Raw genomic sequence first — 26,541 nt, 5'->3', positions numbered from 1 at the left:
ACCCACCCGCCCGTTTACTGTCGGCTGCAAAGGGAGCCGTCCCAGACGGCGGCTCCGCCGCCGGGCCCGCCGGGGAGAGGGGGGTTGTGGGGGGAGTGGGCGCGTAGGGGCCCAAGGGTCGAAGGGCTGGGTCGGAGCCTGCCGCAGGCGGCTGGCCGGAGTCCGGGTTGGCCGTGGGGCCGAGGCCTGAATCGGCGGCGCCCCCGGCTGGGAAAGCCGAGCCGGACGCCGACGAATGCCCCGAGCCGCTGGCGGCCGGGATCTCAGAACCTGTCGCGCCTCCGTGCGGGCGACCCGAGCCGGAGCCGGCCGCGTGCGGCAGCCCCGAGCCTGCCGAGCCGTCGGCGGGAAAACCCGAGCCGGAGTCGGCCGAAGATGGATGGCCGGAGCCAGTGGCGCCCGCAGACGGGACTTCCATCCCGGCGGTGGGCGGGAACCCTGGGGTGGTCGCGCCCGCGGCTGGGAAGCCCGAGCCGGTGCCGCTGCCCGGTGCTGCACCCGAGCCGACCCCATGCGGACCCCCCGAACCAGCCGCGTCCTCAGGCAGAACCCCCGAGCCATACGCCCCGCCGGGTGCTGCACCCGAGCCGTACGCCCCGCCGGGTGCTGCACCCGAGCCGTACGCCCCGCCGGGTGCTGCACCCGAGCCGTACGCCCCGCCCGCCGGAAGGCCGGAGTCCCCAGGGGCAGCGCCAGAAGCAGCTGTGCCCCCAGCCGGATCCCCGGCTCCGTACGCGGCGGCCTTGCGTCGGCGAGCTCTTCCCGCTCGCCATCTGGCCACCGTGCCCATCACGAACACCGTCAGCACCACCAGCACCATCAGCTGGCCGATCAACAGACCCCAGAACAGCCCGTACCCCGACAGCTGGCTCTCCGGAGTCTCCGGCCAGGCGCCCGCGACGTCGTGTGGGTGCTGGATCAGGTGACGCATGGCCAGGGGCGTACGGGCGAAGGTGACTTCGGCGGGCCAGGAGCCGTGGTCGAAGAGGCCTGCCAGGCCTGTTGCCGACCACACCAGCAGGGCCATGCCGAGCAGGAACGCGAGTACCCCGATCAACAGGCCGTCCGGGATGCCTCCCTCCGCCCGTTCGCCCCGTTCGTGGTCCCGGTGTCGGTCGTACGGTCTCATCTCGCCCCTGCCGCTCTTACGCCACCGTGGACTCGGACGAGTCGTCGAGATCGCTCAGGTGTTGCTCCACGAACGCCGCTGCTCGCTCTTCCGCCTCCAGTTCGGCTGCGCGTAGCGCGTCGTCCGAGAGGTCGGGGGTGGACGACTCGGTCATGGCGCGGTCGGTGAAGACCAGGGGGCGTTCGGTCTCGGTGATGAGGTGTTTGACGACCTGGACGTTGCCGTTGACGTCCCAGACCGCGATGCCGGGGCTCAGGGAGGGAATGATCTCCACCGCCCAGCGTGGGAGGCCCAGGACGCGGCCCGTCGCTCTTGCCTCGTCCGCCTTCTGGGCGTAGATCGTCCGCGTCGACGCCATCTTCAGGATGGCCGCCGCCTCCTTCGCCGCGGCTCCGTCGACCACGTCGGACAGGTGGTGGACGACCGCCACGAAAGACAGGCCGAGGCGCCGTCCGAACTTCAGCAGGCGCTGGAACAGCTGGGCCACGAACGGGCTGTTGATGATGTGCCAGGCCTCCTCGACGAGGAAGATGCGCTTCTTCCGGTCGGGGCGGATCCAGGTGTGCTCCAGCCAGACGCCGACGATGGCCATCAGGATCGGCATGGCGATGGAGTTGCGGTCGATGTGGGACAGGTCGAAGACGATGAGCGGGGCGTCGAGATCGATGCCGACCGTTGTCGGGCCGTCGAACATGCCGCGCAGGTCACCGTCGACCAGGCGGTCCAGGACCAGGGCCACGTCCAGGCCCCAGGCTCGTACGTCGTCCAGGGCGACGTTCATCGCCTCGGCCGACTCCGGCTCGGGGTGGCGCAGTTGCTCGACGATGTCGGTCAGGACCGGCTGGCGGGTGGTGATCGTCTCGTTCACGTACACGTGCGCGACCTTCAGGGCGAAGCCCGAGCGTTCGTCGAGGCCGTGGCCCATCGCGACCTCGATGATCGTGCGGAGCAGGGCCAGCTGGCCCGTCGTGGTGATCGCGGGGTCGAGCGGGTTGAGCCGGATTCCCATGTCGAGGGCCGCTGTCGGGTCGAGCCGGATGGGAGTTATACCCAGCTCCTGGGCGATGAGGTTCCATTCGCCCACCCCGTCCTCGCCCTGTGCGTCGAGTACGACGACCTGGCGGTCGCGGAACCTCAACTGCCGTAGTACGTACGTCTTCTCCAGGGCCGACTTGCCGTTGCCGGACTCGCCGAGCACCAGCCAGTGCGGGGCCGGGAGCTGCTGTCCGTACAACTGGAAGGGGTCGTAGATGTAGCCCTTCCCGGAGTACACCTCGCGGCCGATGATGACCCCGGAGTCGCCGAGGCCGGGCGCGGCGGTCGGGAGGTAGACCGCCTGGGCCTGGCCCGTCGAGGTGCGCACCGGCAGCCGGGTCGTCTCGACCTTGCCGAACAGGAAGGACGTGAAGGTTTCCGTGAGGGCGGACAGCGGGTCCCGCATAGAGTCCTACCTCCGGATGCCGGTCGCGAACGGGAGTGTGTTGACGAAGGCGCGGTGGTGCTCGCGGTCGCACCACTCGAGTTTCAGATACGACTTGCCGGCCGAGGCACGGATCGTCCGTTTGTCGCGGGCGAGTGCCTCGGGGTTACGGGACGAGACGGTGATGTAGCCGACGAGGTTGACGCCGGCCGCGCCGCTCGCGAGGTCCTCGCCGCGCTGGTCGAGGCGGTTGTGCGAGGCGATGTCGCGGGGGTCGACAGTCCGGTTCATCTTGGCCTGGCGGCTGGCCTCCGCCTCGTCGTTCGTCTTCTCGGTCAGCATCCGCTCGATGGCGATCTCGGTGGGTTCGAGGTCCATCGTGACGGCCACGGTGCGGATGACGTCCGGGGTGTGGACGAGCAGCGGGGCAAGGAAGTTGACGCCCACCGGGGTCATCGGCCACTCCTTCACCCAGGCCGTGGCATGGCACCAGGGCGCGCGGGTGGAGGACTCGCGGGTCTTCGCCTGGAGGTACGTCGGCTCCATGGCGTCCAGCTCGGCCGGCCAGGCGTTGCGTTTCGTCATCGCCTGGATGTGGTCGATGGGGTGGTCGGGGTCGTACATGGAGTGGACGAGGGAGGCCAGGCGGCCCTGCCCGAGCGGTTGCCGCACCCGGATGTCGGCCTCTTGCAGCCGCGAGCAGATGTCCGTCAGCTCACGCGCCATCACGACCGCGAGCCCCGCGTCCTTGTCGAGCTTCTTGCCGCCCTGGCCGCGCGCCGCGCGGGCCATCGCGTGTGCCTCGGCGGCGAGTTCGCGCGAGTAGTGCATGCAGGCGACCAGGTAGGCGCGGTGCTGCTCGCTGCTGGTGGACACCATGGACTGGAGCTGGTCGTACGACTTCTGCAGCCAGCCGGGGGCACGGTCGTCGCCGCGTACGGCGACGTCCTTGGCGTGTGCGTCCGGGTCGGCGGGGAGGGTGCGGGCGAGCATCTGGAGGCGGGTGACGAAGCCGTCGCCGTTCGCCACGTGCTTGAGCAGCACTCCGAAGCGGTCGACGAGGGCTTCCTGATCCTCGGAGTCGCGCAGGCCGACGCCCGGGCCCTCGATCTCGATCGCGGCCGTGACGGTCTTCCGGTCGGCGTGCAGGAGGACGGCGATCTCGTCCGGGCCGAAGGGTGCCGCCAGCCACGTAATGCGTCCGATTCCCGGTGGCGGGCCGATCTCGATCTCACGGCCGTCGATGCGCGTGCCGGCTTCCATGACGTTGCTGCGGTACGTGGTGCCGCTGCGGAGCGTCCGCTTGTAACTGCGGTTGATCTCAAACCATTTGTAGAACGTACGGCGCTTGTACGGCACGTACACCGCGGCGAGCGCCACCATCGGGAAGCCCACGAGCAGGACGATGCGCAGGGAGAGGACGGGGACGAGCAGGCCGCACATCATGCCGAGGAACGCGCCCACGATGATCAGCGCGATCTCGCCGGTTTCCCGGTTCTTGCCGACGATCGCGTTCGGCCGGGCGCGGCCGATCAGATATGTACGGCGGGGCGTGACCGGATGGGCCACGTGGGCCGCATGGGAGTCAGTCGTCAACGCCCTTCACCTCCCGAGCGGTTGGTAGTGCTGCTGTTGCGGGTGTTGCCGGCATGGGGGGTGTTCACGGGGCTGTTGCGCGGCGGGGGTGCGGCGGGGACGGATCCGCCTCCGCCGCCTCCGCCCGACGATGGGCGGGTGCTGTGGGCGGCTACGCCGGCGGAGGCCGCGTTGGCGGGGCGGGCACCGCCGCCGCTGTTGCCTCCGCCACCACCGCCGCCGTTGTTGTCGGCGCGGGTGCTGTGCGTCTTGATGCCCTGGGCGACGAGGGTCGCCGGGGAGCTGATGACGGCCGCGGCCTTGCCTTCGGCGCCCTGCATGATGCGGTTGTTGCGGGAGTTGGCGATCTCGTCGCCGAAGCCCGGTACGAAGCGGTAGATCATCGCGCTCGCGAAGATGGCCAGCAGGATGATCGCGAGGCCGGAGACGACGGCCGAGAAGGCGTCCGGACCGTCATCGGCGGACAGCGCGCCCGCGAGGCCGAGCACGATCACGATCACCGGCTTGACGAGGATCACCGCGATCATGATGCCCGCCCAGCGGCGGACGTGGCCCCACAGGTTCTTGTCGACCAGGCCCGCGTACACGACGGTCCCGAGCAGTGCGCCCACGTACAGCAGGGCGGCTCGGATGACCAGCTCCAGCCACAGGACGCCCGCGGCGAGGATGGACACGAGGGAGACGACGATCAGCATGATCGGGCCGCCGCCGATGTCCTCGCCCTTCTCCAGGGCGCCGGAGAAGTTGCCGAAGAAGGTGTCCGTCTGGTTGCCGGTGCTCTGGGCGAGGACTTCTGATACGCCGTCGGTTGCCGAGACGACCGTGTAGAGGATCAGCGGCGTGAAGGCCGAGGCCAGGACGGTCAGCCAGAGGAAGCCGATCGCCTCCGAGAGGGCCGTGGTGAGGGGCACGCCACGTACGGCCCGCTTGGCTACCGCGAGCAGCCAGAGGAGGAGGGTGAGGATCGTCGAGGCCGCGAAGACGACTGCGTACTGCTGGAGGAACTTCGGGTTCGTGAAGTCGACGTTCGCGGTTTCTTTGACGGCTTCGCTGAGCTTGTCGATGGTCCAGGAGGCGGCGTCGGCGCAGCCCTTGGCGAGGGAGGAGAGGGGGTCGAGGGTGGAGGTGGGGCCGGTTAGGGAGCCGCCGCCTCCGCCGCCTCCGGAGCCGTTTTCGCCGTTCTCGCAGTACTCCTTGGCGGGGCCGACGATCAGGTCGCAGTTGTCGTCGGACGGCGTTGGCGTCGGTGTCGGCGCGGCAGCCGCGCGCGTGGCCAGCAGGACAAGCGCGGTCTGTACGGCTGCGACGGTGGCGGTGACCTTGAGTACGCGTCGCTGGCTACCGGGCATACGTGAAGCCTCCGTACTCTTCGACGGCCTTCGAGATCTCGTCGGACGGCGAGACCCTGTTGTCGCCGTTCACCGGCGCTGGGCCGTCCTTCTGGGAGAAGTTGTCGACCTTCCAGTCGCCGTCGGCCCATCGCAGTTGGAGCGTCATGGTGAACCAGTCGTTGCTGACTGGGTTCTTCGAGTCGTCCCCCGCTGTGCCGAACACGCCCGTGCACCAGACTTCGACGGTAGCGGCGCTCTCCGAGTAGTCCGTGACCTTGGTGCCCACCGGCATCGTGCGCGAGACGTAGGTCTGTCCCGCGGCTGCGTTGCCGTTCTCGTCCAGGCCGACGTTGCGCAGGAACTCCGCGGAGTACGCCTTGTCCATCCTGTCCTTGAGCTCGGCGACCTTGTCCGCGACGAACACCTGCTGGACGATCTCGTCCCGCCGCGCGGGTTTGACGATGTCGGCCGAAACCAGCACCACCGAATAGTTAGCCGCCGCCGACTCCGCCCCCTGCTCGTCCTGCGCGAATCCCGAAGGAATCCCCCCGGCCTTCGTCTCAACGGGCCGCTCGCCGGACGCGGCCGTCGGGGCCGCCTCTGCTCTCTCCTCGCCCCCGTCCGACGATCCGGAATCACCGCCACCACGGTTCGCGAAGGCGATGGCCGCGATCAGGAGTACCACCACGCCCACGACCGTGATGAGGCTGCGGGAGGATGAACGGCCGCCGCGGCGTGCGCCGCCGTAGACGTCGCCGGGGCTGTCGGGGTACCGGGTGCGGGTCTGGCCGGAGCCTCCGTACCCGCCGTCGTCGCCGCGCGAACCGTGCTCGTCGCCGAGACTCATGCCGCGTACGCCCCCTCAACCTCGTGCTGGACCGCGTTGTCGTAGTACGACGGTAGCCGCGCTGCTTCCGTCGCGGGCGCGGTGTGGTGACTCGACATCAGGGAAACGCAACCTCAGCCGGTGGGCACGTCGGACGGGTGGGTTGGGGGAACCGGGCGTGCCCGGCTGGGTCTGCGGGGCCGGGCCGGCGCCGGCCTACACGGCCATTCCGTACACGATGGTGAAGAGCGTGCCCAGAGAGCCGATGATGAAGACTCCGGTGAGGCCCGCGATGATGAGGCCCTTGCCCTGTTCGGCACTGAAGGTGTCGCGCAGGGCCGTCGCGCCGATACGCTGCTTGGCCGCGCCCCAGATCGCGATGCCGAGGCAGAGCAGGATGGCGACCGCCATCACGACTTCGATCATCACCCGCGCCTCGTTGCCCAAGTCGCCGAAGGGGCCCCAGTCCGGGGCGATTCCGCCGATGATCGTGGTGATGTCGCCTTCTTCGGCTGCAAAGAACATGTAAGTCACCGCCCCTTGTCGGTAGTTCCGCATCCTCTGCCGCTCTGCGCAGAGGTCAGGCCTCATTGTCGCCGACAAAGACGCTGTCGTATGTCGACTTGGCGTCATTGATTGGCGGGTTTCGTACGTACCGCTTGCCGCCGGCCCTCGGGAACCCCTGCGGAGCGTGGGGCAGTATGCAAGTAGACGTACAGTCACTCTGTGTATCACGGCAGGTCACGCCGGGCAATGAAGTAGTACCGGAACCTGTGGTGTGGTTCCGTCGTTGACCCCTTCTACGCGACGGCCGCCTACTCCGCCCCGCCACCGTGAGCCCGCTCACGTCCCATGTGCGCCGGTCCGTCGAGACGATGCCCTCCGAGTCGTTCCGTCTCCTGGTGTGTAGACGCCGCCCGTTCGGCCTTCGCGAAGGCTATCTCGGGGTGGCGGCACGGGAGCTGTCGGGGTGTCAGGGGCGGGGGTTGGTGGCTTGGTCCGTCCATGGGGTCAGTTCGGGGCGCTTGGCCGTACGTCCGTCTCCCGAGGAGCGGCCCCTGAGGCGACGCCACAGCCACGGGCCGAGGAAACCCACCGCCCAGACGGCGTCTGCGCTCAGGGCGCGCAGGGCGGGGACGGGGGCGAGTGGAGGCAGCGGGGCGGACCAGTTCTCGTGGCCCCGCAGGCCGAGGGTGTGGGCCATGCCCGAGGCGATCCGGGCGTGGCCCAGCGGTCCGGCGTGGATGCGGTCCTGGCTCCAGAGGCGCGGGTCGGTCGTGACCGGGTGCGGGAACACGTCCAGTACGGCGACGCCATGGCGGTCCGCGGCGGCGCGCAGGCGGGTGTTGAGGTCGACGATGCGGGGGAGTGCGCGGCGGGCGAGTGGAGAGAGTTTGCCCAGGTCGGGGTAGGTGACGGTGGCTACCTGGGCGCCCGACTCGGTGAGTCGCGCGAACATCTCCTCGATGTCTGTCATGACTCGCACGGCGTCGAAGCCGGGGCGGAGCAGGTCGTTCATGCCTGCCACGACCGTCACCAGGTCCGGCTTCAGGGCGAGGGCGGGGGCGAGTTGCTCCGCCTTGATCTGGGCGGTCACCTTGCCGCGTACGGCGAGATTGGCGTACGTGAGGTCTGGCTGACCTTCCGCCAGGAGCTCCGCGAGGCGGTCTGCCCAGCCTCGGTGCCCGCTTGCCTCGTCGCCGTCGCCGATGCCCTCGGTTTGGCTGTCGCCTATGGCTACGTAGCGGGTGTAGGGGTGCGGGGTCATGGGGTTGAGCCTGGGGCTCGGGCGAGTCTGGCGTCAATGTGACGTTCACTGTGCGGTTCGCTGGTGGGGGTTTCATTCCCCAACCCCGCCCCTTCCCGAAACGGGGGCTGGCGCCCCCGGGCCCCCGCTAGGGGGTGGAGACATGTCGTGTTGCGGCTGCGGGGGCGTTGTGGTTGCTCGCGCAGTTCCCCGCGCCCCTGACGGGGGCGGCTCGTGTCAGCCTGTGTTTATATAAGTGGGTGGTGATATAGTGCTCCGTATGCACGCGTTCGATGTGCTCGGAGACCCTGTGCGGCGGCGGATTCTTGAGCTTCTGGTTGATGGGGAGATGAGTTCCGGGGAAGTCAGCGAGGTCATCCGGCGGGAGTTCGGGATATCGCAGCCCGGGGTTTCGCAGCATCTCAGGGTGCTGCGGGAGAACGGGTTTGCCACCGTACGGGCGGAAGGCACCCGGCGGCTCTACGCGGTGGACTCCGAGCCGCTGCGTGACATCGACGCGTGGCTGGACCGTTTCCGGCGGTTCTGGACTCCTCCGCTCGAGGCCCTGGCCACCGAACTCGCCCGGGGCAAGCGCGAGCGGCGGCTCCGGGAAGCCGGCGGATCCAGCGATACCGACGACTCCAGTGATCACGTACCCCCTCCCAGGAGCGAACCATGATCGACGCCACCCAGCAGATCAATGCCGTACGGCGCCAGGTCGGCAAGCGCGTGTTCAAGGCCGGTGAGGCGCGCGTCGTGACCATCAGTCAGACGTACGACTCGGACATCGCGGACGTCTGGGACGCGTGTACCAACGCCGAGCGCATCCCGCGCTGGCTCATGCCCGTCTCCGGCGACCTGACCCTGGGCGGCCAGTACCAGCTGCACGGCAACGCGCACGGCACGATCGAGCGCTGCGACCCGCCCAAGGGCTTCGCCGCCACGTGGGAGTGGGAGCAGAGCGTCAGCTGGATCGAGCTGCGGCTGACGCCGGAGGCGGACGGCCGGACGCGCTTCGAGGTCGACCACATCGCCCACGTCGACGACGACACGAAGTGGCCGGAGTACGGGCCCGGCGCGGTCGGCGTCGGCTGGGACATCATGGTCATGTGCCTGTACCTGCACCTCTCCACCGGCCGTCCCGTGGACCCGCAGAAGGCGGAGGCCTTCATGGCGTCCGACGAGGGCAAGCGCTTCGTCGAGCTGAGCAGCGAGGGCTGGTACGAGGCGAATGTGGCCTCCGGGGAGGACCCGGCCACGGCTCGCGCGGCGGCGGACGCCACGACTGCCGCGTACACCGGGGCGGAGGTGCCGCCGGAGGCCTGAAGCGGGGCGGGCCTGTAGATGTGGGCCCTCTCAATCAAGCCGCGGTGACGATTCGTCAATGCCGGGCAGCGCTTGCGCGAGTGCCAGAAGTCGTTGATCTTGTGTGACGGGAGTTTCACGGACGCGTCCCGGTTGCGTACCGCCCGACGACTGGCCGAAAACTGACGGCTAGCCTGACCGGGCTCGAGACGCCCGAGGGGGCGTCAGCAACATCCGGGCACAACGGGGACGGGGAACTGACATGGGCCGACGTGACGAGCACGCGGTGTCACGCAGGCAGGCGCTCAGGCTGGCCGGTACGGGGCTGGGGCTGGCCGTGCTGGGGGCAGGCGCATGGGGGTGCACCCCCGAGGAGGACACGAGCGCGTCGGGCGGCGGCACAACTCCCGGCGGAGACAAGGGCGGTGACGCCAACAAGGGCGGTGACACCTTCACCACCCCGCCCCCGGGCACCGCGCCCAAGCCGCTGTGGCAGCAGAAGACAACCAACGAGAACCTGGCCGGGATCCACGCGCTCGCGGTCATCGGGGACAGCGTCGTGGTGTCGGGTGACCCGCTGGTGGGGCGTGATGTCGTCAGCGGCAAGGAGAAGTGGTCACGGCCGGGCGTCACCATTCCCGGCGCCAGGCTGATCACCGGCGGTGGGACGCTCTATCTCGCCAGCGCCGAGTACGACGGCGACGTGGTGGGCCTCGATGCGGCCACGGGCAAGGAGACCTGGCGCAGCCGCCTGGGCAAGGAGTACGAGCAGCCGCGCCCCATCGCGGCCGACGACCGACACGTCTACGTCCTCGCCGGGATCCTGGAGGAGGACCTCTCGTCGCCGACCAACGTGATCGCCGCGATCGACACCACCTCCGGCAAGATCGCCTGGCGTGAAAAGCGGGACACGGGGACCGAGGAGTTCGGCATCACCGCCACGGTCGTCGGCGGGCGCCTCGCATACACCGATTTCCGGAAGAACGTGACCGTCCGCGACACGACGACGGGCCGGCAGCTCTGGACGAAGAAGATCGGCAGGTCCAACTACTACCGCTTCGCCGTGCACGAGGACCTGTTGATCGTGCCGGACGGGCAGCGGCTGCGGGCGTTCGCGCTGGCCGCGGGCACGGAGCGCTGGTCGCTGGCGAACGAGAAGTTCACCTGGTTCAACGATCCGCAGGTCCTGGACGGGGTGCTCTACGCCTCCGACAGCGCGTACGGCATGTGGGCGGTGAACCCCGGAACGGGCAAGCAGATCTGGCACAACAAGGACCTGGTGGGCAAGGCTGCGGAGGCGTGGCAGTTCGCCAAGGTGGGCGGCACGCTGTACGGCGCGACCGAGCACGACAAGAACGGCGGCGTGCACGCCTTCGACGCGGCGACCGGAAAGCTGCGCTGGACGTACAACGACAACACCGGTGAGAACCAGAAGTGGTACGTGGTCCCGGCGGGTAAGCGGCTGGCCGCGATGCACGCCAAGCGGCTGTACGCACTGCCGGCCGTCTGAGCCGACGGAGGCGGGCGGGGAGCGCGGTGGCGGACCCTGACCACGCCCGGCGTCGGCCGTAGGACAGGGCGGGGCGTCATGGGTCGGGTCGCGGGAGGCGCGGGCCGAGCAGTCGGCCGGCTCGCCCTCCCTGCCGCAATCGCTGAGGCCGATCCGTCACCGCTATGACGGATCCCGAGGCGGCGATGTGATGTCCTCCGCGTCTTCGATGCCCTCCACGAAGTGGTCGAACTCGCCTGCCTGTACGCCTAGTACGAAGGCATCCCACTTGCGGCGGTTGGTTGTGATGACGTTGTCCGGGTCGTTCGTTTCGCGGATGTAGACGGGGGCTTCGCCGTCGTCTCCCTCGCCGAAGGCGATCTCGATCCAAGGGCCGGGGCCCTCGGCGTCTTCGGGTGCGGCGCGGACCCAGTCGAGGTTCGGGGGGATGTCAGCCACGGTGGGTTTCGTCTTCCTTGTGCTTGAGGGTGTGGAGGAGGGCGGAGAGGGCGGTTGGGGTGGTCTTGAGTATCGCTTCGGTGGGATCGCTGCTTTCGGTGAGATGGACCGTTCCTGCACGTGCGGCGACGTGTACGCAGGAGTCGCCCTCGGAGCAGTAGGTCGACTTCTGCCAGGCGTACGCACTCATGGGAGCTCCCTATAGGTCATGGATGACGGCGAGGATCAGGTCTCGGGTCTTTTCGGGTGCGAGAGCGACGGCATCGAGCCGCTCGAAGAGGGTGCGGTACTTGCGCAGTTGGGACTCGGCATCCAGGAACTTGAGGCCGTGGGACTGGTCCAGGTGGACGGTGTCGAGTTCTGGCACCGGGCCGTGGGCGTAGTAGATGGACTGGCCTGACCCGGGGTAGGCGCCGACGTCGAACGTGATGGCACGCAAGGTGATGTGCTCCCGATCGCTTGCGTCGAGCAGATGCTTGAGCTGCTGTCGGGACACCGATGAGCCGCCGACCTTCATCCTCAGGGCTGCCTCGTGGATGATCGCCTGGTACGGAGTGGGGTCGTCCCTGTAGAGCACCGCCTGGCGTTTGACGCGGAACGAGATGCGGTGCTCGATGTCTGGCGGGGAGAGCTCCGTGACGCCTTGGCGGAAGATCTCGCGGGCGTGGTCGACGGTCTGGAGCAGGCCGGGGATGCGTGCTGTGACGCTGGTGCGCAACGACTGGGCGTGGTGCTCCAACTCGGCGAGGTCGAGTAGAGGGCTCGGCAGGATTTCGCGGTAGTGCTCCCACCAGCCGCGCCTGCGGTCGCCGGTCATCGCGACGATGGCTTCGATCAGCGCCTTGTCCGAGCATTCGTACTGGCAGGCCATGGTGCGTACGCGCTCAGGGCTCACACCTGCGCGTCCGGCCTCCATGTTGCTGATCTGGTTCTGCTTGACGCCAAGCAGTTGACCGGCCTCGGTGGCATTCAGCCCTGCGCGCTCTCGAAGCTTGCGCAGCTCAACGCCCAAGCGGAGTTGACGACCCGTCGGATTGCTTCTCACGGGCTTGTCCGCCTCCTCGTTGCGGGTCACCCACACGGGTGGTGTCTCATGGATTTAAGGGGAATCGTGTAATGCGTTACACGGATGCCGCTAGCTTATAACTCGGCGCCTCCACCCAGAAGCACCCCGCTCGACGGAGCGGCCGCGGTCACTGGGCAACGTAACCAACCCGCACCCCCAAACCATCCAACTTCCCTCCGAACCAGGAGACTTCCCATGGCAACCGTATCCTCGCTCTGGTCTTACACCCTCCAACTCCCGCACGATCCACGCGCACCGGGTATCGCCCGCGTGACCCTCCGTACGGTCCTGGCCGCCCACGGCCTCACCGAACTCACCCCCACCGCCGAGCTGCTGGCCTCCGAATTCCTCGCCAACGCGCACCTGCACACCAAGGGCTCGTACGGCCTCCGGCTCAGCTCGACCGAACCCAACGGGCTCTACGTAGCCGTATGGGGCTCCGACCCGAGACTCCCACCCGGCTTCGGCGACGCGACGGACGCACCTCCGGAAGCCGCAGCAGATGCGGAGAACGGCCGCGGCCTGCACCTCGTACGGGCCTGCGCCGACGCCTGGGGCGCCTCCGCACCACCCGAACTGGCCGGCTCCGAGGGCGGCAAGCTGCTTTGGGTCGAGTGCCAGAGGGGTGACCTAAGGTGATGACGTGCACTCGGAGCGTGAAGGGGAGATGGTATGACACAGCTTGAGGAGCGGCTCAGGAGGGCCGCGTGCACACGTGCGGGCCGTGAAGCCGAGGCAGCGGAGGAGACCTCACAGTACGGTGAATTCGATGCCGAGTGGGACGTCGGACCTCCCATCGACCCCGCTCGCGCAGCCGCAGACGTGGAGAGACGGAGGCAGCGAGCGATGTCGGTATCGCCGGGCGCCTGGATGTACCCGCGCCCCCGCCCGGGGAATCTGCGTGAGATCGCCGAGAAGATCGAAGACGCTACGGGTCTGCGTGTGCAGATTGTGGGAGGAAAGCTCGTGATGTCCCCTACTCCGCGTGGGAAGCACGCGGGTGTTGTGTGGCAGCTGCGTCAGCAGCTCGACGGGATTCTTCCCGAGGGGCTCGGAGCATTCGATGTGTCCTCGATCGCACTGCCGGAAGACCCGGACGACTACGTCACGCCGGACCTGATCGTCCTGCCCCTGGACTGGATGGACGACGACGACTGGCTGGCCGCTCCCGAGGACGCGGCGCTCGCTGTCGAGGTCATCTCAAGTTCCGAGAAGTCCCGTGAGATCAGGGACAAGGCCGACTGGTACGCGGTCGCGCGCGTGCCCGTTCTTCTCGTCGTCGACCCCCGCAAGGGCACCTGGGCTCTGCACACCCGTCCGGACAACGGCGCCTATCAGGACGTGTTGCCCGGCAAGTTCGGGGAGCCGGTGCCGCTTCCCGCGCCCCTCGGGTTCGAAGTCGCCACCGACCGCTTCCCGTTGTACGGCGATTCGCCGCGGGCCGGGGGGAGCACGGCGGGCTCGTAGGAGGCTCACCGGTTGCGGGCGAGGCACCGGCGTGCTGCCAGGCGGCGGGCGGTGATCATTCCGTAGTCGGGCGCCCGCCTCTACACTGGCGCACGGCGGACTAGGACTACCTTGCGGCGAGGGGCGGTTGACGGTGCGTAAGGCGTGGATCGTGGGCATCGCCGTCACGGGGACGGGGCTCAGCTTCGTCATGCTGCTCGTTGTCGGGGTCTACATGACCGCCGGGAACCTTGCCAACGGGGTCGGAAAGGGTGCCGTCGGGCTGGCCAAGGGGGCCGTGCCGGGGGCGTATCAGGCGCTGGTGCAGAAGTGGGGGAATCTGTGCGGCGCCATCAATCCGGCGTTGCTGGCCGCGCAGCTGTATCAGGAGAGCGGGTTCAATCCGAAGGCGCAGAGTCCCGCCGCCGCGCAGGGCATAGCTCAGTTCATCCCGGGGACCTGGGCCACGCACGGAGTTGACGGAGACGGTGACGGCGATCGCGACGTATGGGATCCCAATGACGCGATTCCGTCGGCCGCTTCGTACGACTGCAAGCTCGCCTCGTACGTGAAGGACGCGCCCGGCGACCCGACGAAGAACATGCTCGCCGCGTACAACGCCGGGGCGTACGCCGTCATCAAGTACGGGGGTGTTCCGCCGTACAAGGAGACGCAGAACTACGTCAAGACGATCACCACGCTGCAGGACAGCTTCGCCGCGCCCGTCGGCCGGGTGCAGCCCTCGCAGCAGGCGGCCGGGGCGATCGGATACGCGCAGAAGAAGCTCGGGACGCCGTATCTGTGGGGCGGGAACGGTACCGCTGACCAGGGCGGACGCTTCGACTGTTCGGGGCTTACGAAGGCCGCGTACGAGAGTGTGGGGATCGAGCTGCCTCGGGTCGCCAACGATCAGTACAACGCCGGTCCGCACCCGAAGCGGGAGGAACTGCTGCCGGGCGATCTGGTGTTCTTCTCGGACGACCTCACCAATTCCCGGGCCATCCGGCATGTGGGCATTTACGTGGGCGGCGGATACATGATCAACGCGCCGCGGCCCGGCGCCGTGATCCGGTTCGACCCGATCGATACGCCCGACTACTTCGGGGCGACCCGGGTCACCGAAGATGGCGCGAAAGCGTTGCCCACTCCGGTGTGACCTGGCCGGATCCTTCCGTTACTGCCTGTTACAGTCACTCTCTCATCAGCCTCTGAGCTGCGGGAATGTATCTCTCTTCGATAACGTCTGCGTGATCATTCGGTGGACTGTGGAACGTAGAGGAGGGGACCATGCGTTCCATGGACGTACGACTGGCACCGGTACACGACTGACGTACGACGTAGCCGACCACGGGGGTTGATGGCGCGGCTCATCGCAGAGCCGAACTCGAATGCACGACGAAGATCATGACGAAGGGGCCGCTGCACCATGGCTGGACTCGCCGAATCCGGGTCGAACCCCGACGTCGACTTGCTCTATGACATCAACGGACTTGCCAAGGACGTCCCTGGCTGGTTCGACGGGATCATGAAATTCGTGGGTGAGTGGGGGATCCTGCTCGCCATGGTGCTGCTGGTGCTCGGGTGCTGGTGGACCGTACGGCGGCGGGGTGGCGAGGACGCCGCCTCCTCCGTGGCCGCGCTGATGTGGGCGCCCCTCGCGGCCGGTATCGCGGTGCTGGTGAACGTGCCGATACGGGGCTTTGTGGAGCGGCCCCGGCCTTTCCGTGAGCACGAGGGCATTGAGGTCCTCATCGGCGGCAAGACCGACTACTCGTTCGTGAGTGATCATGCGACGCTCACCATGGCGATGGCTGTCGGGTTGTTCATCGCGAACCGGAAGTTCGGGCTGCTGGGGCTCGGGCTTGCGCTGGTCGAGGGGTTCCTCCGGGTCTACATGGGCGTGCACTACCCGACCGACGTCATCGGTGGCTTTGCCCTGGGGACGGCCGTCGTGCTGCTGCTCTCACCGCTCGCCATGGCGCTGCTGACGCCGGTGACGCGGGCTGCGGAGCGGTCGGCTCGGGCGGGGTGGGTGATTCGGGCTCGCGGGAACTCCCCTGATGAGGCCGAAGAGGGGGACGAGCACGTGATATCCGGGGCCACGGCTGACGCGGAGGCCGATGCGGAGGAGCGGGACCTCGCGGCGTAGTTCGGCACAGGGCCCCTACAGCGCCTGCGGGTAAGTAAAGAAGCCGTCCGGGTCGTAGCGCCGCTTCAGCTTCGCCAGACGCCCCGCCGTCGGCCCGTAGTACGCCGCACGCCAGTCCTTGAGCGTCGAGTCCGTGTAGTTCTGGTACGCCGCCCCCGAAGCGTGGCGCCTCATCGCGGCGTGGGCTTCGCCGAGCCATGACTGGGCCGCCGAACCGGAGGTTCCCGCGCGCCAGGACGCGATGTACTGGGCCAGCAGGCGGGAGCGGCGGTGCACGAAGGCCGTCGCCGTGGGGGCCACGCGGTTGATCTCGCCGCCGAGCGCCGTCAGCTGGACGGTGCCGGCGCCGCCTCGTACCGACTCGATCTGGTTCAGCAGCGTCTGGATGCCCGTCGTCGAGATCGTGCGGTCGAAGAAGTCCGAGCGGGCGGCGTACGTCTCGCGGCCCAGCGCGCCCTCGGGGGAGCGGCCGGGGGTCGTGCCGGGCAGATGGCACTGGGCGTCGGAGGAGAAGGAGGAGCAGCCCGCGTACACCTCCATCGACTCCTCGTACGAGCGGCGCCGGAGGAAGGCGTTGCCGGGCTGGGCGCCGATCCGGTCGGCCAGGCGGTCCACCGCGTTCTGCAGCTCGGCGTGGGTGCCGAGGGAGAAGGCGGAGATGGAGATGGTGGGGGCGGCGCCGGCCGTGTTCGCGAGGTGGAGCGAGGACCAGATCTCGTCGGGCTGGTCCGGGCCCCACTCCTGCCAGGCCGCGAGCACGGCGGCGGCCCGCGACCAGGGCCAGGTCAGATTCGCGGTGACAGCCTGCGGGGCCGGGTGGGTGCGGAAACGCAGCTCGGTGACCACACCGAAGTTGCCGTTGCCCGCGCCGCGCAGCGCCCAGAAGAGGTCCTTGTTGTCGTCGGCGTCGGCCGTCAGCTCCTTGCCGTCGGCGGTGACCAGCGTGGCCTGGGTGAGGCTGTCGCAAGTCAGGCCGTACGCGCGCGAGACCACGCCGTGTCCGCCGCCGAGCGTGAGGCCCGAGACGCCGACGCTCGGGCACGAGCCGGCCGGGATCGTGACGCCCTTCGCGGCGAGCGCGCGGTAGACGTCGATCAGCTTGGCGCCCGCGCCGATGACCGCCTCGTTGCCCGATGCCCGGACCTTGGCGATCTTCGAAACGTCGACGATGAGGCGGCCGTTGCCCGAGGACCAGCCGGCGTAGGAGTGGCCGCCGTTGCGGATGGCGACGGGGACCTTGTGGGCACGGGCGTACGCCAGCGTCGTACGGACGTCGTCCGCGTGGGAGACGTAGGCGACGGCCGTCGGCTTCAGCGAGTCGAAACGCGTGTTGTAGAGCTGGCGGGCGGCTGCCCAGGCCTCGTCGCCCGGGCGGACCAGGCTGCCGTCCAGATCCTTGGCGAGGGCCGCCAGGTCGGCCGCGACGGCTCCGCTGTTTGTCCCGATCGGCGTACTTGACATGCGCGCCCCCTCGGCGGTCCCCGGCTCGGAATCGCCGCCGCTGCATCCGGCGGTGACCGCGGCGGCGAGGGCCGCGGTGCTACCGCCTACGAACGTACGCCGTCGCATGAGTGCCTCCCGTGGTTTCACGTGGAACGAGACGAGACCGCGGAGTCGAGGGTTCCATCTCATGCCGGTGAGCGGGACCTGGGAGAGCGCCGGCGGGACCCGGGCGGCTTACCCGTACGTTGACCAGGAAGCAGGGCGGTGCGGAAACCTTCACGTGCTCTCACCGTGAGCATTCCGTGACCTCACCGCACTGACGGCAGGGGTTCACCTTCCGTTCACTCACGGCCATCGGCCGCTTCACCTCTTCTGCCTAATTTCGGCCTTACGCGGTGCGTGGTGCGAACGGAAGTGAGCTCACGTATCACTCGAATCAGGCGGTACGTACGCCAAACCGGTACGTACTGGCAAGTATGACGTTGGCAAGTACGACGGCAGCCTCCTGCAGACGAGGGGCTGCACCACGACTTCGCACGCCGCCTCTGGGGCGGCTCCTGGAAGGAACTCCCGAAAGTGAAGCTTCAGCGCAAGAACCGGCTTCGCGCCCTTTCCCTCGGTGCTGTCGCCGTCTCCGGCGCCCTGGCCCTGACGGCGTGCGGCTCCGACGACACCGGCGGCAGTACCGGCAGCGGTGACAGCACCGCCAAGGCCGGCAACATCAAGTGTGACGACGCCAAGGGGCAGCTGCTCGCCGATGGTTCGTCCGCGCAGAAGAACGCGATGGACGCCTGGGTCAAGCAATTCTCCGCCGCCTGCGGAGTGCAGATCAACTACAAGGCCGGCGGCTCCGGCGCCGGCGTCACCGCGTTCACCCAGGGGCAGGTCGCCTTCGCGGGTTCCGACTCCGCGCTGAAGCCCGAAGAGGTCACCGCCTCCAAGGAGCAGTGTGAGGGCGGCCAGGGCATCAACCTCCCGATGGTCGGCGGCCCGATCGCGGTCGGCTACAAGCTCTCCGGCGTCGACAACCTGGTCCTGAACGCGGACACGCTGGCCAAGATCTTCGACAGCCAGATCACCAAATGGAACGACCCGGCGATCGCGGAGCTGAACCCCGACGCCAAGCTGCCCGCCACCAAGATTCAGGCCTTCCACCGCTCGGACGAGTCCGGCACCACGGACAACTTCACCAAGTACCTCAAGGCAGCGGCCCCCGACGTCTGGGGCAAGTACGAGGGTGGCAAGGCCTGGGAGGCCAAGGGCGGCCAGTCCGCTCCGCAGTCTTCCGGTGTCACTGCGCAGGTGAAGCAGACCGAGGGCGCGATCGGCTACATGGAGCTGTCCTACGCCAAGGAGGGCATCAGCACGGTTGACCTCGACACAGGGGCCCCCGAGCCGGTCGAGGCCACCGTGGACAACGCCACCAAGGCCATCGCCGACGCCAAGGTCGTCGGCACGGGCAAGGACCTCGCGCTCGAGCTGAACTACGAGACCAAGGCCGAGGGCGCCTACCCGATGGTCCTGGTCACGTACGAGATCGCCTGCGACAAGGGCAACAAGGCCGACACCCTGCCCGCCACCAAGGCGTTCCTGCGCTACATGGCGAGCGAGGACGGCCAGAAGATCCTCGCCGAGAACGACTACGCGCCGATCCCCCAGGAGATCATCGCCAAGGTCCGTACGACCGTCGAGGGCCTGAGCTGACCTGAGTGCGGCCCGACCCGTTGTGACCGGGCCGGGCCGCATCGTCCGGTGCACCGCCGCCAGGAGCCGCTCGTCATGGGCGGCTCTGCAGACCGGAGAACCCGATGGGTATATCAACACAAGACACAGTGCCTCCCCCCTCCAAGCCATCCGCGGCCGAACAGAAGCGAGCTGCCCGCGGTGCCACCCGGCCCGGAGACCGGATCTTCCTCGGTCTCACCCGCGGTTCGGGCATCCTGCTGCTGGTGATCATGGCCGCCATCGCGGTCTTCCTCACCTACCGCGCCGCACTCGCGATCAGCAAGGACGAGGGCAACTTCCTCACCACCTTCGACTGGAACACCTCCGCCGACCCGCCGGTCTTCGGCATCGCCGTCCTGGCCTTCGGCACGGTGGTCTCCTCGGTCATCGCCATGGTCATCGCCGTTCCGATCGCGGTGGCCATCGCGCTCTTCCTCACGCACTACGCCCCGCGCCGCCTCAGCGGCCCGATCGCGTACGTGATCGACCTGCTCGCCGCGGTGCCGTCCATCGTGTACGGCCTGTGGGGCGCCCTCATCCTCGTACCGCATCTGATCGGCCTCTACAGCTGGCTGGACGAATACCTCGGCTGGACCGGCATCTTCGAGTGGCAGGGCGGCGCCCCCCGCTCGATGCTCACCGTCGGCATCCTGCTCGCGATCATGATCCTGCCGATCGTCACGAACGTGAGCCGTGAGGTCTTCCGCCAGGCCCCGCAGATGATCGAGGAGGCGGCTCTCGCCCTCGGTGCCACCCGCTGGGAGGTCATCCGCATGGCCGTCCTGCCCTTCGGCCGCTCCGGCGTGATCTCCGCCTCGATGCTCGGCCTCGGCCGCGCGCTCGGCGAGACCATGGCCGTGGCCACCGTGCTGTCGCCGGACTTCCTGATCCACACCAGCCTGCTCGACCCGGGCGGCGGCACCTTCGCCCAGAACATCGCCAGCAAGTTCAGCGAGGCGACGGAGTTCGGCCGTGACGCGCTCATCGCATCCGGTCTGGTCCTGTTCGTCATCACCCTGCTGGTCAACGGTGCGGCCCGCGCGATCATCGCCCGCCGCAAGGAGTACTCGGGGGCCAACGCATGAGCCACGCAGCCGTCACCGACAAGCGCCCCAGCACCCTGCGCGGCGCCCACCTCCCCAAGTGGTTCGCATGGGCGACCGCAGCGGCCTCCCTCGCCGTCGCCGCCGGCATCGGCCTGGCGGCCGGCCTGCACAGCAAGATCCAGTGGGGCCTGATCGCCTCGATCCTCTTCGTCCTCGGTACGTACCTCATCTCCACGAAGGTCGAGGGCAAGCGGCAGGCCAAGGACCGCGTCGCGACCTCCGTGGTCTGGGTGGCCTTCCTGCTCGCCGTCGTCCCGCTGGTCTCCCTGGTGTGGACGACCGTCTCGCGCGGTGTGAAGGTCCTCGACGGTTACTTCCTGACGCACTCGATGGGTGTGGTCGCGGACGACGAGGTGGGCGGCGGTATCTACCACGCCATCCTCGGCACCGCGGAGCAGGTCGGCCTCGCCACCCTGATCGGTGCGCCGATCGGTGTGCTCACCGCGATCTACCTGGTGGAGTACGGGCGCGGCAAGCTCGCCAAGTCCGTCACCTTCTTCGTCGACGTCATGACGGGCATCCCGTCGATCGTCGCGGGTCTGTTCATCCTCAGCCTCATGCTGATGTTCGACATGCAGCCCTTCGGCTTCGCCGGATCGCTCGCGCTGGCCATCCTGATGATGCCGGTCGTGGTCCGCTCCACCGAGGAGATGCTCAAGCTCGTGCCGAACGAGCTGCGCGAGGCCTCCCTCGCGTTGGGCGTCCCCAAGTGGCGCACCATCATCAAGGTGGTCGTGCCGACCTCTGTCGGCGGCATCACCACCGGCATCATGCTGGCGGTAGCCCGTATCGCCGGTGAGACCGCGCCCGTACTGCTGCTCGTGTTCGGCGGCAACTTCATCAACTCGAACCCGTTCGAGGGCCCGCAGCAGTCGCTGCCGCTCTACATCTTCCAGCAGTACGGAGCGGGCTCGACCGCGGGGTACGACCGTGCCTGGGCGGCCTCGTTGGTGCTGATCGCCATCGTGATGATCCTCAACCTCGCGGCCCGCGGCATCGCCCGTTGGAAGGCCCCGAAGGCTGGTCGCTGACGCGGCCATACAGCGACCGGACTTGAACTCCCCGAAAGAAGCAGTGATCCCATGGCCAAGCGAATCGACGTAAGCGGTCTGACCGCCTACTACAGCGCCCACAAGGCAATCGAAGACATCTCCATGACCGTCGAGCCCCGCTCCGTGACGGCCTTCATCGGCCCGTCCGGCTGCGGCAAGTCGACGTTCCTGCGCACGCTGAACCGTATGCACGAGGTCACCCCCGGCGGCCGCGTCGAGGGCAAGGTGCTGCTCGACGACGAGGACCTGTACGGGTCCGGGGTCGACCCCGTCGCCGTACGCAGCACGATCGGCATGGTCTTCCAGCGGCCCAACCCCTTCCCCACGATGTCGATCTTCGACAACGTCGCGGCGGGGCTTCGGCTCAACGGCTCGTACAAGAAGGCCGAGCTGGCGGACGTCGTCGAGAAGTCCCTCAAGGGCGCGAACCTCTGGAACGAGGTCAAGGACCGCCTGAACAAGCCCGGTTCGGGGCTGTCGGGTGGTCAGCAGCAGCGGCTGTGCATCGCGCGGGCGATCGCGGTCGAGCCGCAGGTGCTGCTGATGGACGAGCCGTGCTCCGCCCTCGACCCGATCTCGACGCTCGCGATCGAGGACCTGATCGGGGAGCTGAAGGAGCGCTTCACGATCGTCATCGTGACGCACAACATGCAGCAGGCGGCTCGTGTCTCCGACCGCACCGCCTTCTTCAACCTCTCGGCGGTCGGCCAGCCCGGCAAGCTCATCGAGGTCGACGAGACGGAACGGATCTTCTCGAACCCGTCCGTCCAGGCGACCGAGGACTACATCTCCGGCCGCTTCGGCTGACGCCAGGCCCCTCGCGGTGCTGCATGGCGGTGCCACCGCGAGGTTGATAGGGCCCGCCCCTGGCTCCCGGGGGCGGGCCCGTCACTTGGGGCTGCGCCCCGGGTTCCCCCAGGGCTGCGCCCCGGGTTCCCCCAGGGCTGCACCCCGGGTTCCCCCGGGTTGCGGCCCGGGCCCGTCGCAGCAGGGCTGCGTCCTCCGGACCCACCAGGGGTTTCGCCCCCGCCCCCCTACCCGTCCCATCGCCGGGGCTCCGCCCCGGACCCCTGGGGGCTCCGGCCCCGATCCCCTCTGAGAAGTTGTGTGTCGGCTGCGGGTTCGTTGTGGCTGGTCGCGCAGTTCCCCGCGCCCCTTTAGGGGCGCCCATAAAAGGGCGCCCCTAAAGGGGCGCCGTCGAGTGTCCCTTCGCGTCCTGTCTCGCCAGACTCCGCGCCCGCCGTGCCGGCCCCCGCCAGCCGCAACTGCACCGGGCCACGCAGAAGGGGCCCTGCTCGACCGTTGTCGTGCGGTGTTCCGGGGGGTCGGCCTCGGTCTGTTCTGACACGTTCACCACCGTACCGAGGCTGAGTAAACGCTTGCTCCAGTAGCGCCACGGCGTGACGACGCCCCTGAGCCGTCGTTAAGGCCAACGACAGGAGGCGCGCGAAGGACGGCCCGGCTGGGGGTAGGCAGGCGATGGTGGAGCGGCAGCACAGGGGCGGGAGCGGGGCGGTCGCCCTGGCCGCCACGGTGGCGGGACTGATGGTGTGCGCCACCGGATGCACGGGCAGCGGAGCCGCCGCCGAGAGCACGCGCACCGCCACCGCCCCGGTCGAAGTGCTGCGGCAGGCCTCCACGAACCTTGTGCAGGCGGGCAGTTCCAAGGCGCACACCTCGATGGAGATGGCCACCGGCGGCACCCGCGTGACCATCCGCGGCACGGGCGTCTACGACTACCGGCGGCAGGTCGGCCGCCTGAAGGTGCGCCTCCCCCAGGACCCGGCCGGCGCCGACGGGCACCGCCCGATCACCGAACTGCTCGCACCGGGCGCCCTCTACATGAAGAACCGCGGAGCCGGAGTGCCCGCCGACAAATGGGTCCGCGTCGACACGGCCACCCTCTCCGACGGCAACCTCGTCACCGGCGGCGCCACCGATCCCTTCGCCGCCGCCGAACTGCTGCGGGGCACGCGCAAGGCGACGTACGTGGGGAGGACGAGCGTCGCGGGCACGCCCGTACGGCACTACCGCGGGACCGCCGACCTCGGCGAGGCGGCGGAGCGGGCCTCGGACGGCAACCGCGGACCCTTGCGGGCGGCGGCGAAGGGGTTCGCCTCCGCCGACGTCCCCTTCGACGCCTACCTCGACGAACAAGGACGCATCCGGAAGCTCCGGCACCGCTTCAGCTTTGTGAACGGGCAGCAGGAGAGTACGGTCGCGGTCGCCTCTACGTTGCTGCTGTACGACTTCGGGGCCCCCGCAGACGTACGGCTGCCGGCGGCCGGGGACATCTACGCGGGAAAGATCGCCGAGTAGTCGAGCCCCACCGGAGCGCTCGCACGGCCGGAATGTGCGGGGCCGGAAATGGTCCGTTGGTGCCATGCGCCGTGTGTAGGCCGCTCCCTACTCTAGGAAGTCGGTGACGGCAGGAAGAGGTGATGCACGTGGCTCCGGCGCGCGGTACGGCAGTTCAGGACCACGTGGCCCTCGCCGAGATCGAGCTGTGCGGCGACCTGATCATCGCGGCCTCGGCCGCCGGTGAGGACCGGCTCAGCCCCGACCGCATCGACGAGGTGCTCAAGCTGGCCGAGGAGCGCTTCCTCGAGGAGTACGGCGAGGACGCCGAGAAGTAGACGTGGCGCGGTTCCTCCGCGCCACGTTGCTGCGTACGTCACCGATGCGGCAGGTGCGTACGTACGCGAATGTCACGTACGCAACAGCCGGCCGATCGCCTTCGTCGCCTCCTCCACCTTCGCGTCGATCTCCGCGCCGCCCTTGACGGCCGCGTCAGCGACGCAATGACGGAGGTGCTCCTCGAGGAGTTGGAGGGCGAAGGACTGCAGGGCCTTCGTGGAGGCGGAGACCTGGGTGAGTATGTCGATGCAGTAGACGTCCTCGTCGACCATCCGCTGCAGTCCGCGGATCTGGCCCTCGATCCGGCGCAGGCGCTTGAGGTGCTCGTCCTTCTGCTTGTGGTAGCCGTGGATCCCGCGGTCGTGGTCGGTCACCACGTCCGGCGCGCCCGCGGAGGGCGCGGTTTCTCCGGTCTCGGTCGTCGTCATCGCGTCCTCCTGCTGCTCGTTCCGGCGAACGTGCCTGGTTCGTCGGTTACGTATACCCGGGATGGGTATATGGTAACGAATTTTGCTGGGTATACGGCCCTTGGCCGATACGCCGCTACCCCCGGTCGACCATCCAATGGACTCTGTGCGGAGCACTTTGCCTCATGGGTGACACTGGGGGACGGCCCGTTTCCCGTGGCTGGATGGTGCACCTAGCATCAGCCTGACCGAAACCAAAGCAATCCGAGGAACCCACGTGCGATTTCGTCTGACCCCCAGGGAGACGAGCTTCTACGATATGTTCGCCGCCTCCGCGGACAACATCGTCACGGGCTCCAAGCTCCTCATGGAACTGCTCGGGGCTGACGCCTCCGGCCGGACCGAGATCGCCGAGCGTATGCGGGCTGCGGAACATGCCGGTGACGATGCCACACACGCGATCTTCCACCAGTTGAACTCCTCGTTCATCACGCCGTTCGACCGCGAGGACATCTACAAACTCGCCTCGTGCCTCGACGACATCATGGACTTCATGGAGGAGGCCGTCGACCTGGTCGTCCTCTATAACGTCGAGGAGCTTCCGAAGGGCGTCGAGCAGCAGATCGAGGTACTGGCGCGGGCGGCCGAGCTGACGGCCGAGGCCATGCCGAACCTCCGCACGATGGACAACCTCACCGAGTACTGGATCGAGGTCAACCGCCTGGAGAATCAGGCCGACCAGATCCACAGAAAGCTTCTTGCGCACCTGTTCAACGGCAAGTACGACGCCATCGAGGTGCTCAAGCTCAAGCAGATCGTGGATGTGCTGGAGGAAGCGGCGGACGCGTTCGAGCACGTGGCGAACACGGTGGAGACCATCGCCGTCAAGGAGTCCTGACCTCTCCATGGACACCTTCGCTCTGGTCGTGACCATCGGGGTCGCGCTCTTCTTCACGTACACCAACGGCTTTCACGACTCGGCGAACGCGATCGCGACGTCCGTGTCGACGCGGGCGCTGACGCCGCGGGCGGCGCTCGCGATGGCCGCGGTGATGAACCTCGTGGGTGCCTTTCTGGGCAGCGGGGTCGCCAAGACGGTCAGCGAGGGGCTGATCTCCACGCCGCATGGCTCGAAGGGGATGGGGATCCTCTTCGCGGCGCTCGTCGGCGCGATCACCTGGAACCTGATCACCTGGTACTTCGGCCTGCCGTCCTCCTCTTCTCACGCGTTGTTCGGTGGCATGGTCGGCGCGGCTCTGGCCGGCGGGACGACCGTCTACTGGTCCGGTGTGCTGGAGAAGATCATCATCCCGATGTTCGTCTCGCCGCTGGTCGGTCTGGGTGTGGGCTACCTGGTGATGACCGCGATCATGTGGATCTTCCGCCACTCGAATCCGCACAAGGCGAAGCGTGGTTTCCGTATAGCGCAGACGGTGTCGGCGGCGGGAATGGCGCTCGGTCACGGTCTTCAGGACGCGCAGAAGACGATGGGCATCGTGGTGATGGCACTGGTCATCGCGGATGTCGAGGACTACGGCGATCCGATACCGGTGTGGGTGAAGGTGGCCTGTGCGGTGATGCTGTCGCTGGGGACGTATGCGGGGGGCTGGCGCATCATGCGGACGCTCGGCCGCAAGATCATCGAGCTTGATCCGCCTCAGGGATTTGCCGCGGAGACGACCGGGGCGTCGATCATGTTCGTCACGGCCTTCCTCTTCAAGGCGCCCATCTCCACGACCCATATCATCACGTCGGCGATCATGGGTGTGGGGGCGACGAAGCGGGTGAATGCCGTGCGCTGGGGGGTCGCCAAGAACATCGTTCTCGGCTGGTTCATCACGATGCCGGCGGCGGCGCTGGTCGCGGCGCTGAGCTTCTGGATCGTCAACCTCGCGTTTCTGTAGGCGGGGTTTTTCGCCCCCGCCGCCCCTACCCGTCCCATCCCGGGGCCAGCCCCGGACCCCGCTGGGGGCTGCGCCCCCGGACCCCGCTGGGGGCTGCGCCCCCGGACCCCCTTCGGGGCTGCGCCCCCAGACCCCCTTCGGGGCTGGGCTCCAGGGCCCGCTTGGGCGCTGTGTCCCCGGGCCCGCTTGGGCGCTGTGTCCCCGGGCCCGCTTGGGGTTGGGCTCCAGGGCCCGCTTGGGCGCTGTGTCCCCGGGCCCGCTTGGGCGCTGTGTCCCCGGGCCCGCTTGGGGTTGGGCTCCAGGG

26 protein-coding genes and 1 pseudogene are annotated in these 26,541 nt (G+C 68.4%); 15 read left to right on the top strand and 12 right to left on the bottom strand.

The window, feature by feature from the left end; translation table 11 throughout:
* The 7 genes and pseudogenes from ABD357_RS00510 to ABD357_RS00480 form a co-directional block, all read right to left on the bottom strand.
* Positions 1-1,129, bottom strand: a pseudogene (locus ABD357_RS00510) (hypothetical protein); the annotation flags it as partial.
* A 16-nt stretch (positions 1,130-1,145) separates the two neighbouring features.
* Entirely contained in the window at positions 1,146-2,570 is a 1,425-nt protein-coding gene (locus ABD357_RS00505) for an ATP-binding protein (RefSeq protein WP_344386693.1), read from the bottom strand.
* Positions 2,571-2,576: 6 nt separating this feature from the next.
* Positions 2,577-4,118: an SCO6880 family protein gene (locus ABD357_RS00500; RefSeq protein ID WP_425584711.1), complete on the bottom strand. Its 1,542-nt coding sequence runs from the start codon at positions 4,116-4,118 to the stop codon at positions 2,577-2,579.
* A gap of 23 nt (positions 4,119-4,141) precedes the next feature.
* Positions 4,142-5,494, bottom strand: a complete 1,353-nt coding sequence (locus ABD357_RS00495) for a hypothetical protein (RefSeq protein WP_344386691.1) — start codon at positions 5,492-5,494, stop codon at positions 4,142-4,144.
* Positions 5,484-6,323, bottom strand: a complete 840-nt coding sequence (locus ABD357_RS00490) for a DUF8175 domain-containg protein (protein ID WP_344386689.1) — start codon at positions 6,321-6,323, stop codon at positions 5,484-5,486. The genes ABD357_RS00495 and ABD357_RS00490 overlap by 11 nt, the downstream gene beginning before the upstream one ends.
* A 195-nt stretch (positions 6,324-6,518) precedes the next feature.
* Positions 6,519-6,827 (bottom strand): hypothetical protein, encoded by a 309-nt coding sequence (locus ABD357_RS00485; protein WP_033328619.1) that lies wholly within the window; start codon positions 6,825-6,827, stop codon positions 6,519-6,521.
* A 448-nt stretch (positions 6,828-7,275) separates the two neighbouring features.
* Complete coding sequence (locus tag ABD357_RS00480; protein ID WP_344386686.1) at positions 7,276-8,070, bottom strand: SGNH/GDSL hydrolase family protein; 795 nt, start codon at positions 8,068-8,070, stop codon at positions 7,276-7,278.
* Between the two features lie 259 nt (positions 8,071-8,329).
* Between ABD357_RS00480 and ABD357_RS00475 the strand changes: the two genes are divergently transcribed.
* The 3 genes from ABD357_RS00475 to ABD357_RS00465 all read left to right on the top strand — a co-directional run bounded on the left by ABD357_RS00475 (position 8,330) and on the right by ABD357_RS00465 (position 10,864).
* Positions 8,330-8,728, top strand: coding sequence for an ArsR/SmtB family transcription factor (locus tag ABD357_RS00475; RefSeq protein WP_344386685.1), 399 nt, complete (start codon positions 8,330-8,332; stop codon positions 8,726-8,728).
* Positions 8,725-9,375: an SRPBCC family protein gene (locus tag ABD357_RS00470; RefSeq protein WP_344386683.1), complete on the top strand. Its 651-nt coding sequence runs from the start codon at positions 8,725-8,727 to the stop codon at positions 9,373-9,375. The genes ABD357_RS00475 and ABD357_RS00470 overlap by 4 nt, the downstream gene beginning before the upstream one ends.
* A gap of 241 nt (positions 9,376-9,616) precedes the next feature.
* The gene (locus ABD357_RS00465) at positions 9,617-10,864 is read left to right on the top strand and encodes an outer membrane protein assembly factor BamB family protein (protein WP_344386682.1); all 1,248 of its coding nucleotides are present in this window, start codon (positions 9,617-9,619) and stop codon (positions 10,862-10,864) included.
* Between the two features lie 162 nt (positions 10,865-11,026).
* On the opposite strand, the gene ABD357_RS00460 is transcribed toward ABD357_RS00465, so the two are convergent.
* Genes ABD357_RS00460 through ABD357_RS00450 form a run of 3 tightly spaced genes read right to left on the bottom strand, consistent with a single transcriptional unit; the run spans position 11,027 to position 12,347 of the window.
* Positions 11,027-11,302 carry a DUF397 domain-containing protein gene (locus ABD357_RS00460; RefSeq protein WP_344386680.1) on the bottom strand — a complete coding sequence of 92 codons (276 nt, stop codon included), beginning with the start codon at positions 11,300-11,302 and terminating at the stop codon, positions 11,027-11,029.
* Positions 11,295-11,492, bottom strand: a complete 198-nt coding sequence (locus ABD357_RS00455; protein WP_344386679.1) for a DUF397 domain-containing protein — start codon at positions 11,490-11,492, stop codon at positions 11,295-11,297. Before ABD357_RS00455 ends, ABD357_RS00460 begins: the two co-directional genes overlap by 8 nt.
* A 9-nt stretch (positions 11,493-11,501) precedes the next feature.
* Positions 11,502-12,347, bottom strand: a complete 846-nt coding sequence (locus tag ABD357_RS00450) for a helix-turn-helix domain-containing protein (RefSeq protein WP_344386677.1) — start codon at positions 12,345-12,347, stop codon at positions 11,502-11,504.
* A 216-nt stretch (positions 12,348-12,563) separates the two neighbouring features.
* Here ABD357_RS00450 and ABD357_RS00445 point away from each other — a divergent pair, with 216 nt between their 5' ends.
* From ABD357_RS00445 to ABD357_RS00430, 4 genes are all read left to right on the top strand, one after another.
* On the top strand, positions 12,564-13,007 hold the full coding sequence (locus ABD357_RS00445) for an ATP-binding protein (protein WP_344386676.1): 444 nt from the start codon (positions 12,564-12,566) through the stop codon (positions 13,005-13,007).
* Between the two features lie 207 nt (positions 13,008-13,214).
* Positions 13,215-13,835: a Uma2 family endonuclease gene (locus ABD357_RS00440; RefSeq protein WP_344386675.1), complete on the top strand. Its 621-nt coding sequence runs from the start codon at positions 13,215-13,217 to the stop codon at positions 13,833-13,835.
* Between the two features lie 133 nt (positions 13,836-13,968).
* Complete coding sequence (locus tag ABD357_RS00435) at positions 13,969-14,970, top strand: C40 family peptidase (protein WP_344386674.1); 1,002 nt, start codon at positions 13,969-13,971, stop codon at positions 14,968-14,970.
* 270 nt (positions 14,971-15,240) lie between these two features.
* Positions 15,241-15,963 (top strand): phosphatase PAP2 family protein, encoded by a 723-nt coding sequence (locus tag ABD357_RS00430; protein WP_344386673.1) that lies wholly within the window; start codon positions 15,241-15,243, stop codon positions 15,961-15,963.
* Between the two features lie 15 nt (positions 15,964-15,978).
* Here the strand turns inward: ABD357_RS00430 and ABD357_RS00425 are convergent, their stop codons facing one another.
* On the bottom strand, positions 15,979-17,532 hold the full coding sequence (locus tag ABD357_RS00425) for an FAD-binding oxidoreductase (RefSeq protein WP_344386672.1): 1,554 nt from the start codon (positions 17,530-17,532) through the stop codon (positions 15,979-15,981).
* Between the two features lie 450 nt (positions 17,533-17,982).
* On the opposite strand from ABD357_RS00425, the gene pstS reads away from it, so the two are divergent.
* From pstS to ABD357_RS00395, 6 genes are all read left to right on the top strand, one after another.
* Positions 17,983-19,110, top strand: coding sequence for a phosphate ABC transporter substrate-binding protein PstS (pstS, locus tag ABD357_RS00420; RefSeq protein ID WP_344386671.1), 1,128 nt, complete (start codon positions 17,983-17,985; stop codon positions 19,108-19,110).
* Positions 19,111-19,214: 104 nt separating this feature from the next.
* Positions 19,215-20,216, top strand: a complete 1,002-nt coding sequence (gene pstC, locus ABD357_RS00415) for a phosphate ABC transporter permease subunit PstC (RefSeq protein ID WP_344386670.1) — start codon at positions 19,215-19,217, stop codon at positions 20,214-20,216.
* Entirely contained in the window at positions 20,213-21,268 is a 1,056-nt protein-coding gene (gene pstA, locus ABD357_RS00410) for a phosphate ABC transporter permease PstA (RefSeq protein WP_344386668.1), read from the top strand. The genes pstC and pstA overlap by 4 nt, the downstream gene beginning before the upstream one ends.
* Before the next feature lie 51 nt (positions 21,269-21,319).
* Positions 21,320-22,096: a phosphate ABC transporter ATP-binding protein PstB gene (pstB, locus tag ABD357_RS00405; RefSeq protein WP_344386667.1), complete on the top strand. Its 777-nt coding sequence runs from the start codon at positions 21,320-21,322 to the stop codon at positions 22,094-22,096.
* 672 nt (positions 22,097-22,768) lie between these two features.
* On the top strand, positions 22,769-23,608 hold the full coding sequence (locus ABD357_RS00400; protein WP_344386666.1) for an SCO4651 family lipoprotein: 840 nt from the start codon (positions 22,769-22,771) through the stop codon (positions 23,606-23,608).
* A gap of 122 nt (positions 23,609-23,730) precedes the next feature.
* On the top strand, positions 23,731-23,925 hold the full coding sequence (locus ABD357_RS00395) for a hypothetical protein (RefSeq protein WP_344386664.1): 195 nt from the start codon (positions 23,731-23,733) through the stop codon (positions 23,923-23,925).
* 72 nt (positions 23,926-23,997) lie between these two features.
* Here ABD357_RS00395 and ABD357_RS00390 read toward each other — a convergent pair whose 3' ends face one another.
* On the bottom strand, positions 23,998-24,354 hold the full coding sequence (locus ABD357_RS00390) for a metal-sensitive transcriptional regulator (RefSeq protein WP_344386662.1): 357 nt from the start codon (positions 24,352-24,354) through the stop codon (positions 23,998-24,000).
* Between the two features lie 256 nt (positions 24,355-24,610).
* Here ABD357_RS00390 and ABD357_RS00385 point away from each other — a divergent pair, with 256 nt between their 5' ends.
* Positions 24,611-25,231, top strand: coding sequence for a DUF47 domain-containing protein (locus ABD357_RS00385; RefSeq protein ID WP_328770634.1), 621 nt, complete (start codon positions 24,611-24,613; stop codon positions 25,229-25,231).
* A gap of 7 nt (positions 25,232-25,238) precedes the next feature.
* A complete protein-coding gene (locus ABD357_RS00380; RefSeq protein ID WP_344386661.1) occupies positions 25,239-26,237 on the top strand; it encodes an inorganic phosphate transporter in 999 nt (332 codons plus the stop codon).
* The last annotated feature ends 304 nt before the right edge of the window (positions 26,238-26,541 follow it).

Origin of the sequence: Streptomyces vastus (assembly GCF_039532825.1) — a bacterium.
GTDB lineage: Bacteria > Actinomycetota > Actinomycetes > Streptomycetales > Streptomycetaceae > Streptomyces > Streptomyces vastus.
Note: the sequence above shows the minus strand (reverse complement) of the source record. Positions and strands in the feature narration are given on the sequence as shown.

What these genes read in the sequence shown, in the direction of transcription:
- ABD357_RS00505 (WP_344386693.1), bottom strand. Translation starts at nt 2,570, where the DNA reads ATGCGGGACCCGCTGTCCGCCCTCACGGAAACCTTCACGTCCTTCCTG.
- ABD357_RS00495 (WP_344386691.1), bottom strand. Translation starts at nt 5,494, where the DNA reads ATGCCCGGTAGCCAGCGACGCGTACTCAAGGTCACCGCCACCGTCGCA.
- ABD357_RS00490 (WP_344386689.1), bottom strand. Translation starts at nt 6,323, where the DNA reads ATGAGTCTCGGCGACGAGCACGGTTCGCGCGGCGACGACGGCGGGTAC.
- ABD357_RS00485 (WP_033328619.1), bottom strand. Translation starts at nt 6,827, where the DNA reads ATGTTCTTTGCAGCCGAAGAAGGCGACATCACCACGATCATCGGCGGA.
- ABD357_RS00480 (WP_344386686.1), bottom strand. Translation starts at nt 8,070, where the DNA reads ATGACCCCGCACCCCTACACCCGCTACGTAGCCATAGGCGACAGCCAA.
- ABD357_RS00475 (WP_344386685.1), top strand. Translation starts at nt 8,330, where the DNA reads ATGCACGCGTTCGATGTGCTCGGAGACCCTGTGCGGCGGCGGATTCTT.
- ABD357_RS00470 (WP_344386683.1), top strand. Translation starts at nt 8,725, where the DNA reads ATGATCGACGCCACCCAGCAGATCAATGCCGTACGGCGCCAGGTCGGC.
- ABD357_RS00465 (WP_344386682.1), top strand. Translation starts at nt 9,617, where the DNA reads ATGGGCCGACGTGACGAGCACGCGGTGTCACGCAGGCAGGCGCTCAGG.
- ABD357_RS00455 (WP_344386679.1), bottom strand. Translation starts at nt 11,492, where the DNA reads ATGAGTGCGTACGCCTGGCAGAAGTCGACCTACTGCTCCGAGGGCGAC.
- ABD357_RS00445 (WP_344386676.1), top strand. Translation starts at nt 12,564, where the DNA reads ATGGCAACCGTATCCTCGCTCTGGTCTTACACCCTCCAACTCCCGCAC.
- ABD357_RS00440 (WP_344386675.1), top strand. Translation starts at nt 13,215, where the DNA reads ATGTCGGTATCGCCGGGCGCCTGGATGTACCCGCGCCCCCGCCCGGGG.
- ABD357_RS00430 (WP_344386673.1), top strand. Translation starts at nt 15,241, where the DNA reads ATGGCTGGACTCGCCGAATCCGGGTCGAACCCCGACGTCGACTTGCTC.
- ABD357_RS00425 (WP_344386672.1), bottom strand. Translation starts at nt 17,532, where the DNA reads ATGCGACGGCGTACGTTCGTAGGCGGTAGCACCGCGGCCCTCGCCGCC.
- pstC (WP_344386670.1), top strand. Translation starts at nt 19,215, where the DNA reads ATGGGTATATCAACACAAGACACAGTGCCTCCCCCCTCCAAGCCATCC.
- pstA (WP_344386668.1), top strand. Translation starts at nt 20,213, where the DNA reads ATGAGCCACGCAGCCGTCACCGACAAGCGCCCCAGCACCCTGCGCGGC.
- pstB (WP_344386667.1), top strand. Translation starts at nt 21,320, where the DNA reads ATGGCCAAGCGAATCGACGTAAGCGGTCTGACCGCCTACTACAGCGCC.
- ABD357_RS00400 (WP_344386666.1), top strand. Translation starts at nt 22,769, where the DNA reads ATGGTGGAGCGGCAGCACAGGGGCGGGAGCGGGGCGGTCGCCCTGGCC.
- ABD357_RS00395 (WP_344386664.1), top strand. Translation starts at nt 23,731, where the DNA reads ATGCACGTGGCTCCGGCGCGCGGTACGGCAGTTCAGGACCACGTGGCC.
- ABD357_RS00390 (WP_344386662.1), bottom strand. Translation starts at nt 24,354, where the DNA reads ATGACGACGACCGAGACCGGAGAAACCGCGCCCTCCGCGGGCGCGCCG.
- ABD357_RS00380 (WP_344386661.1), top strand. Translation starts at nt 25,239, where the DNA reads ATGGACACCTTCGCTCTGGTCGTGACCATCGGGGTCGCGCTCTTCTTC.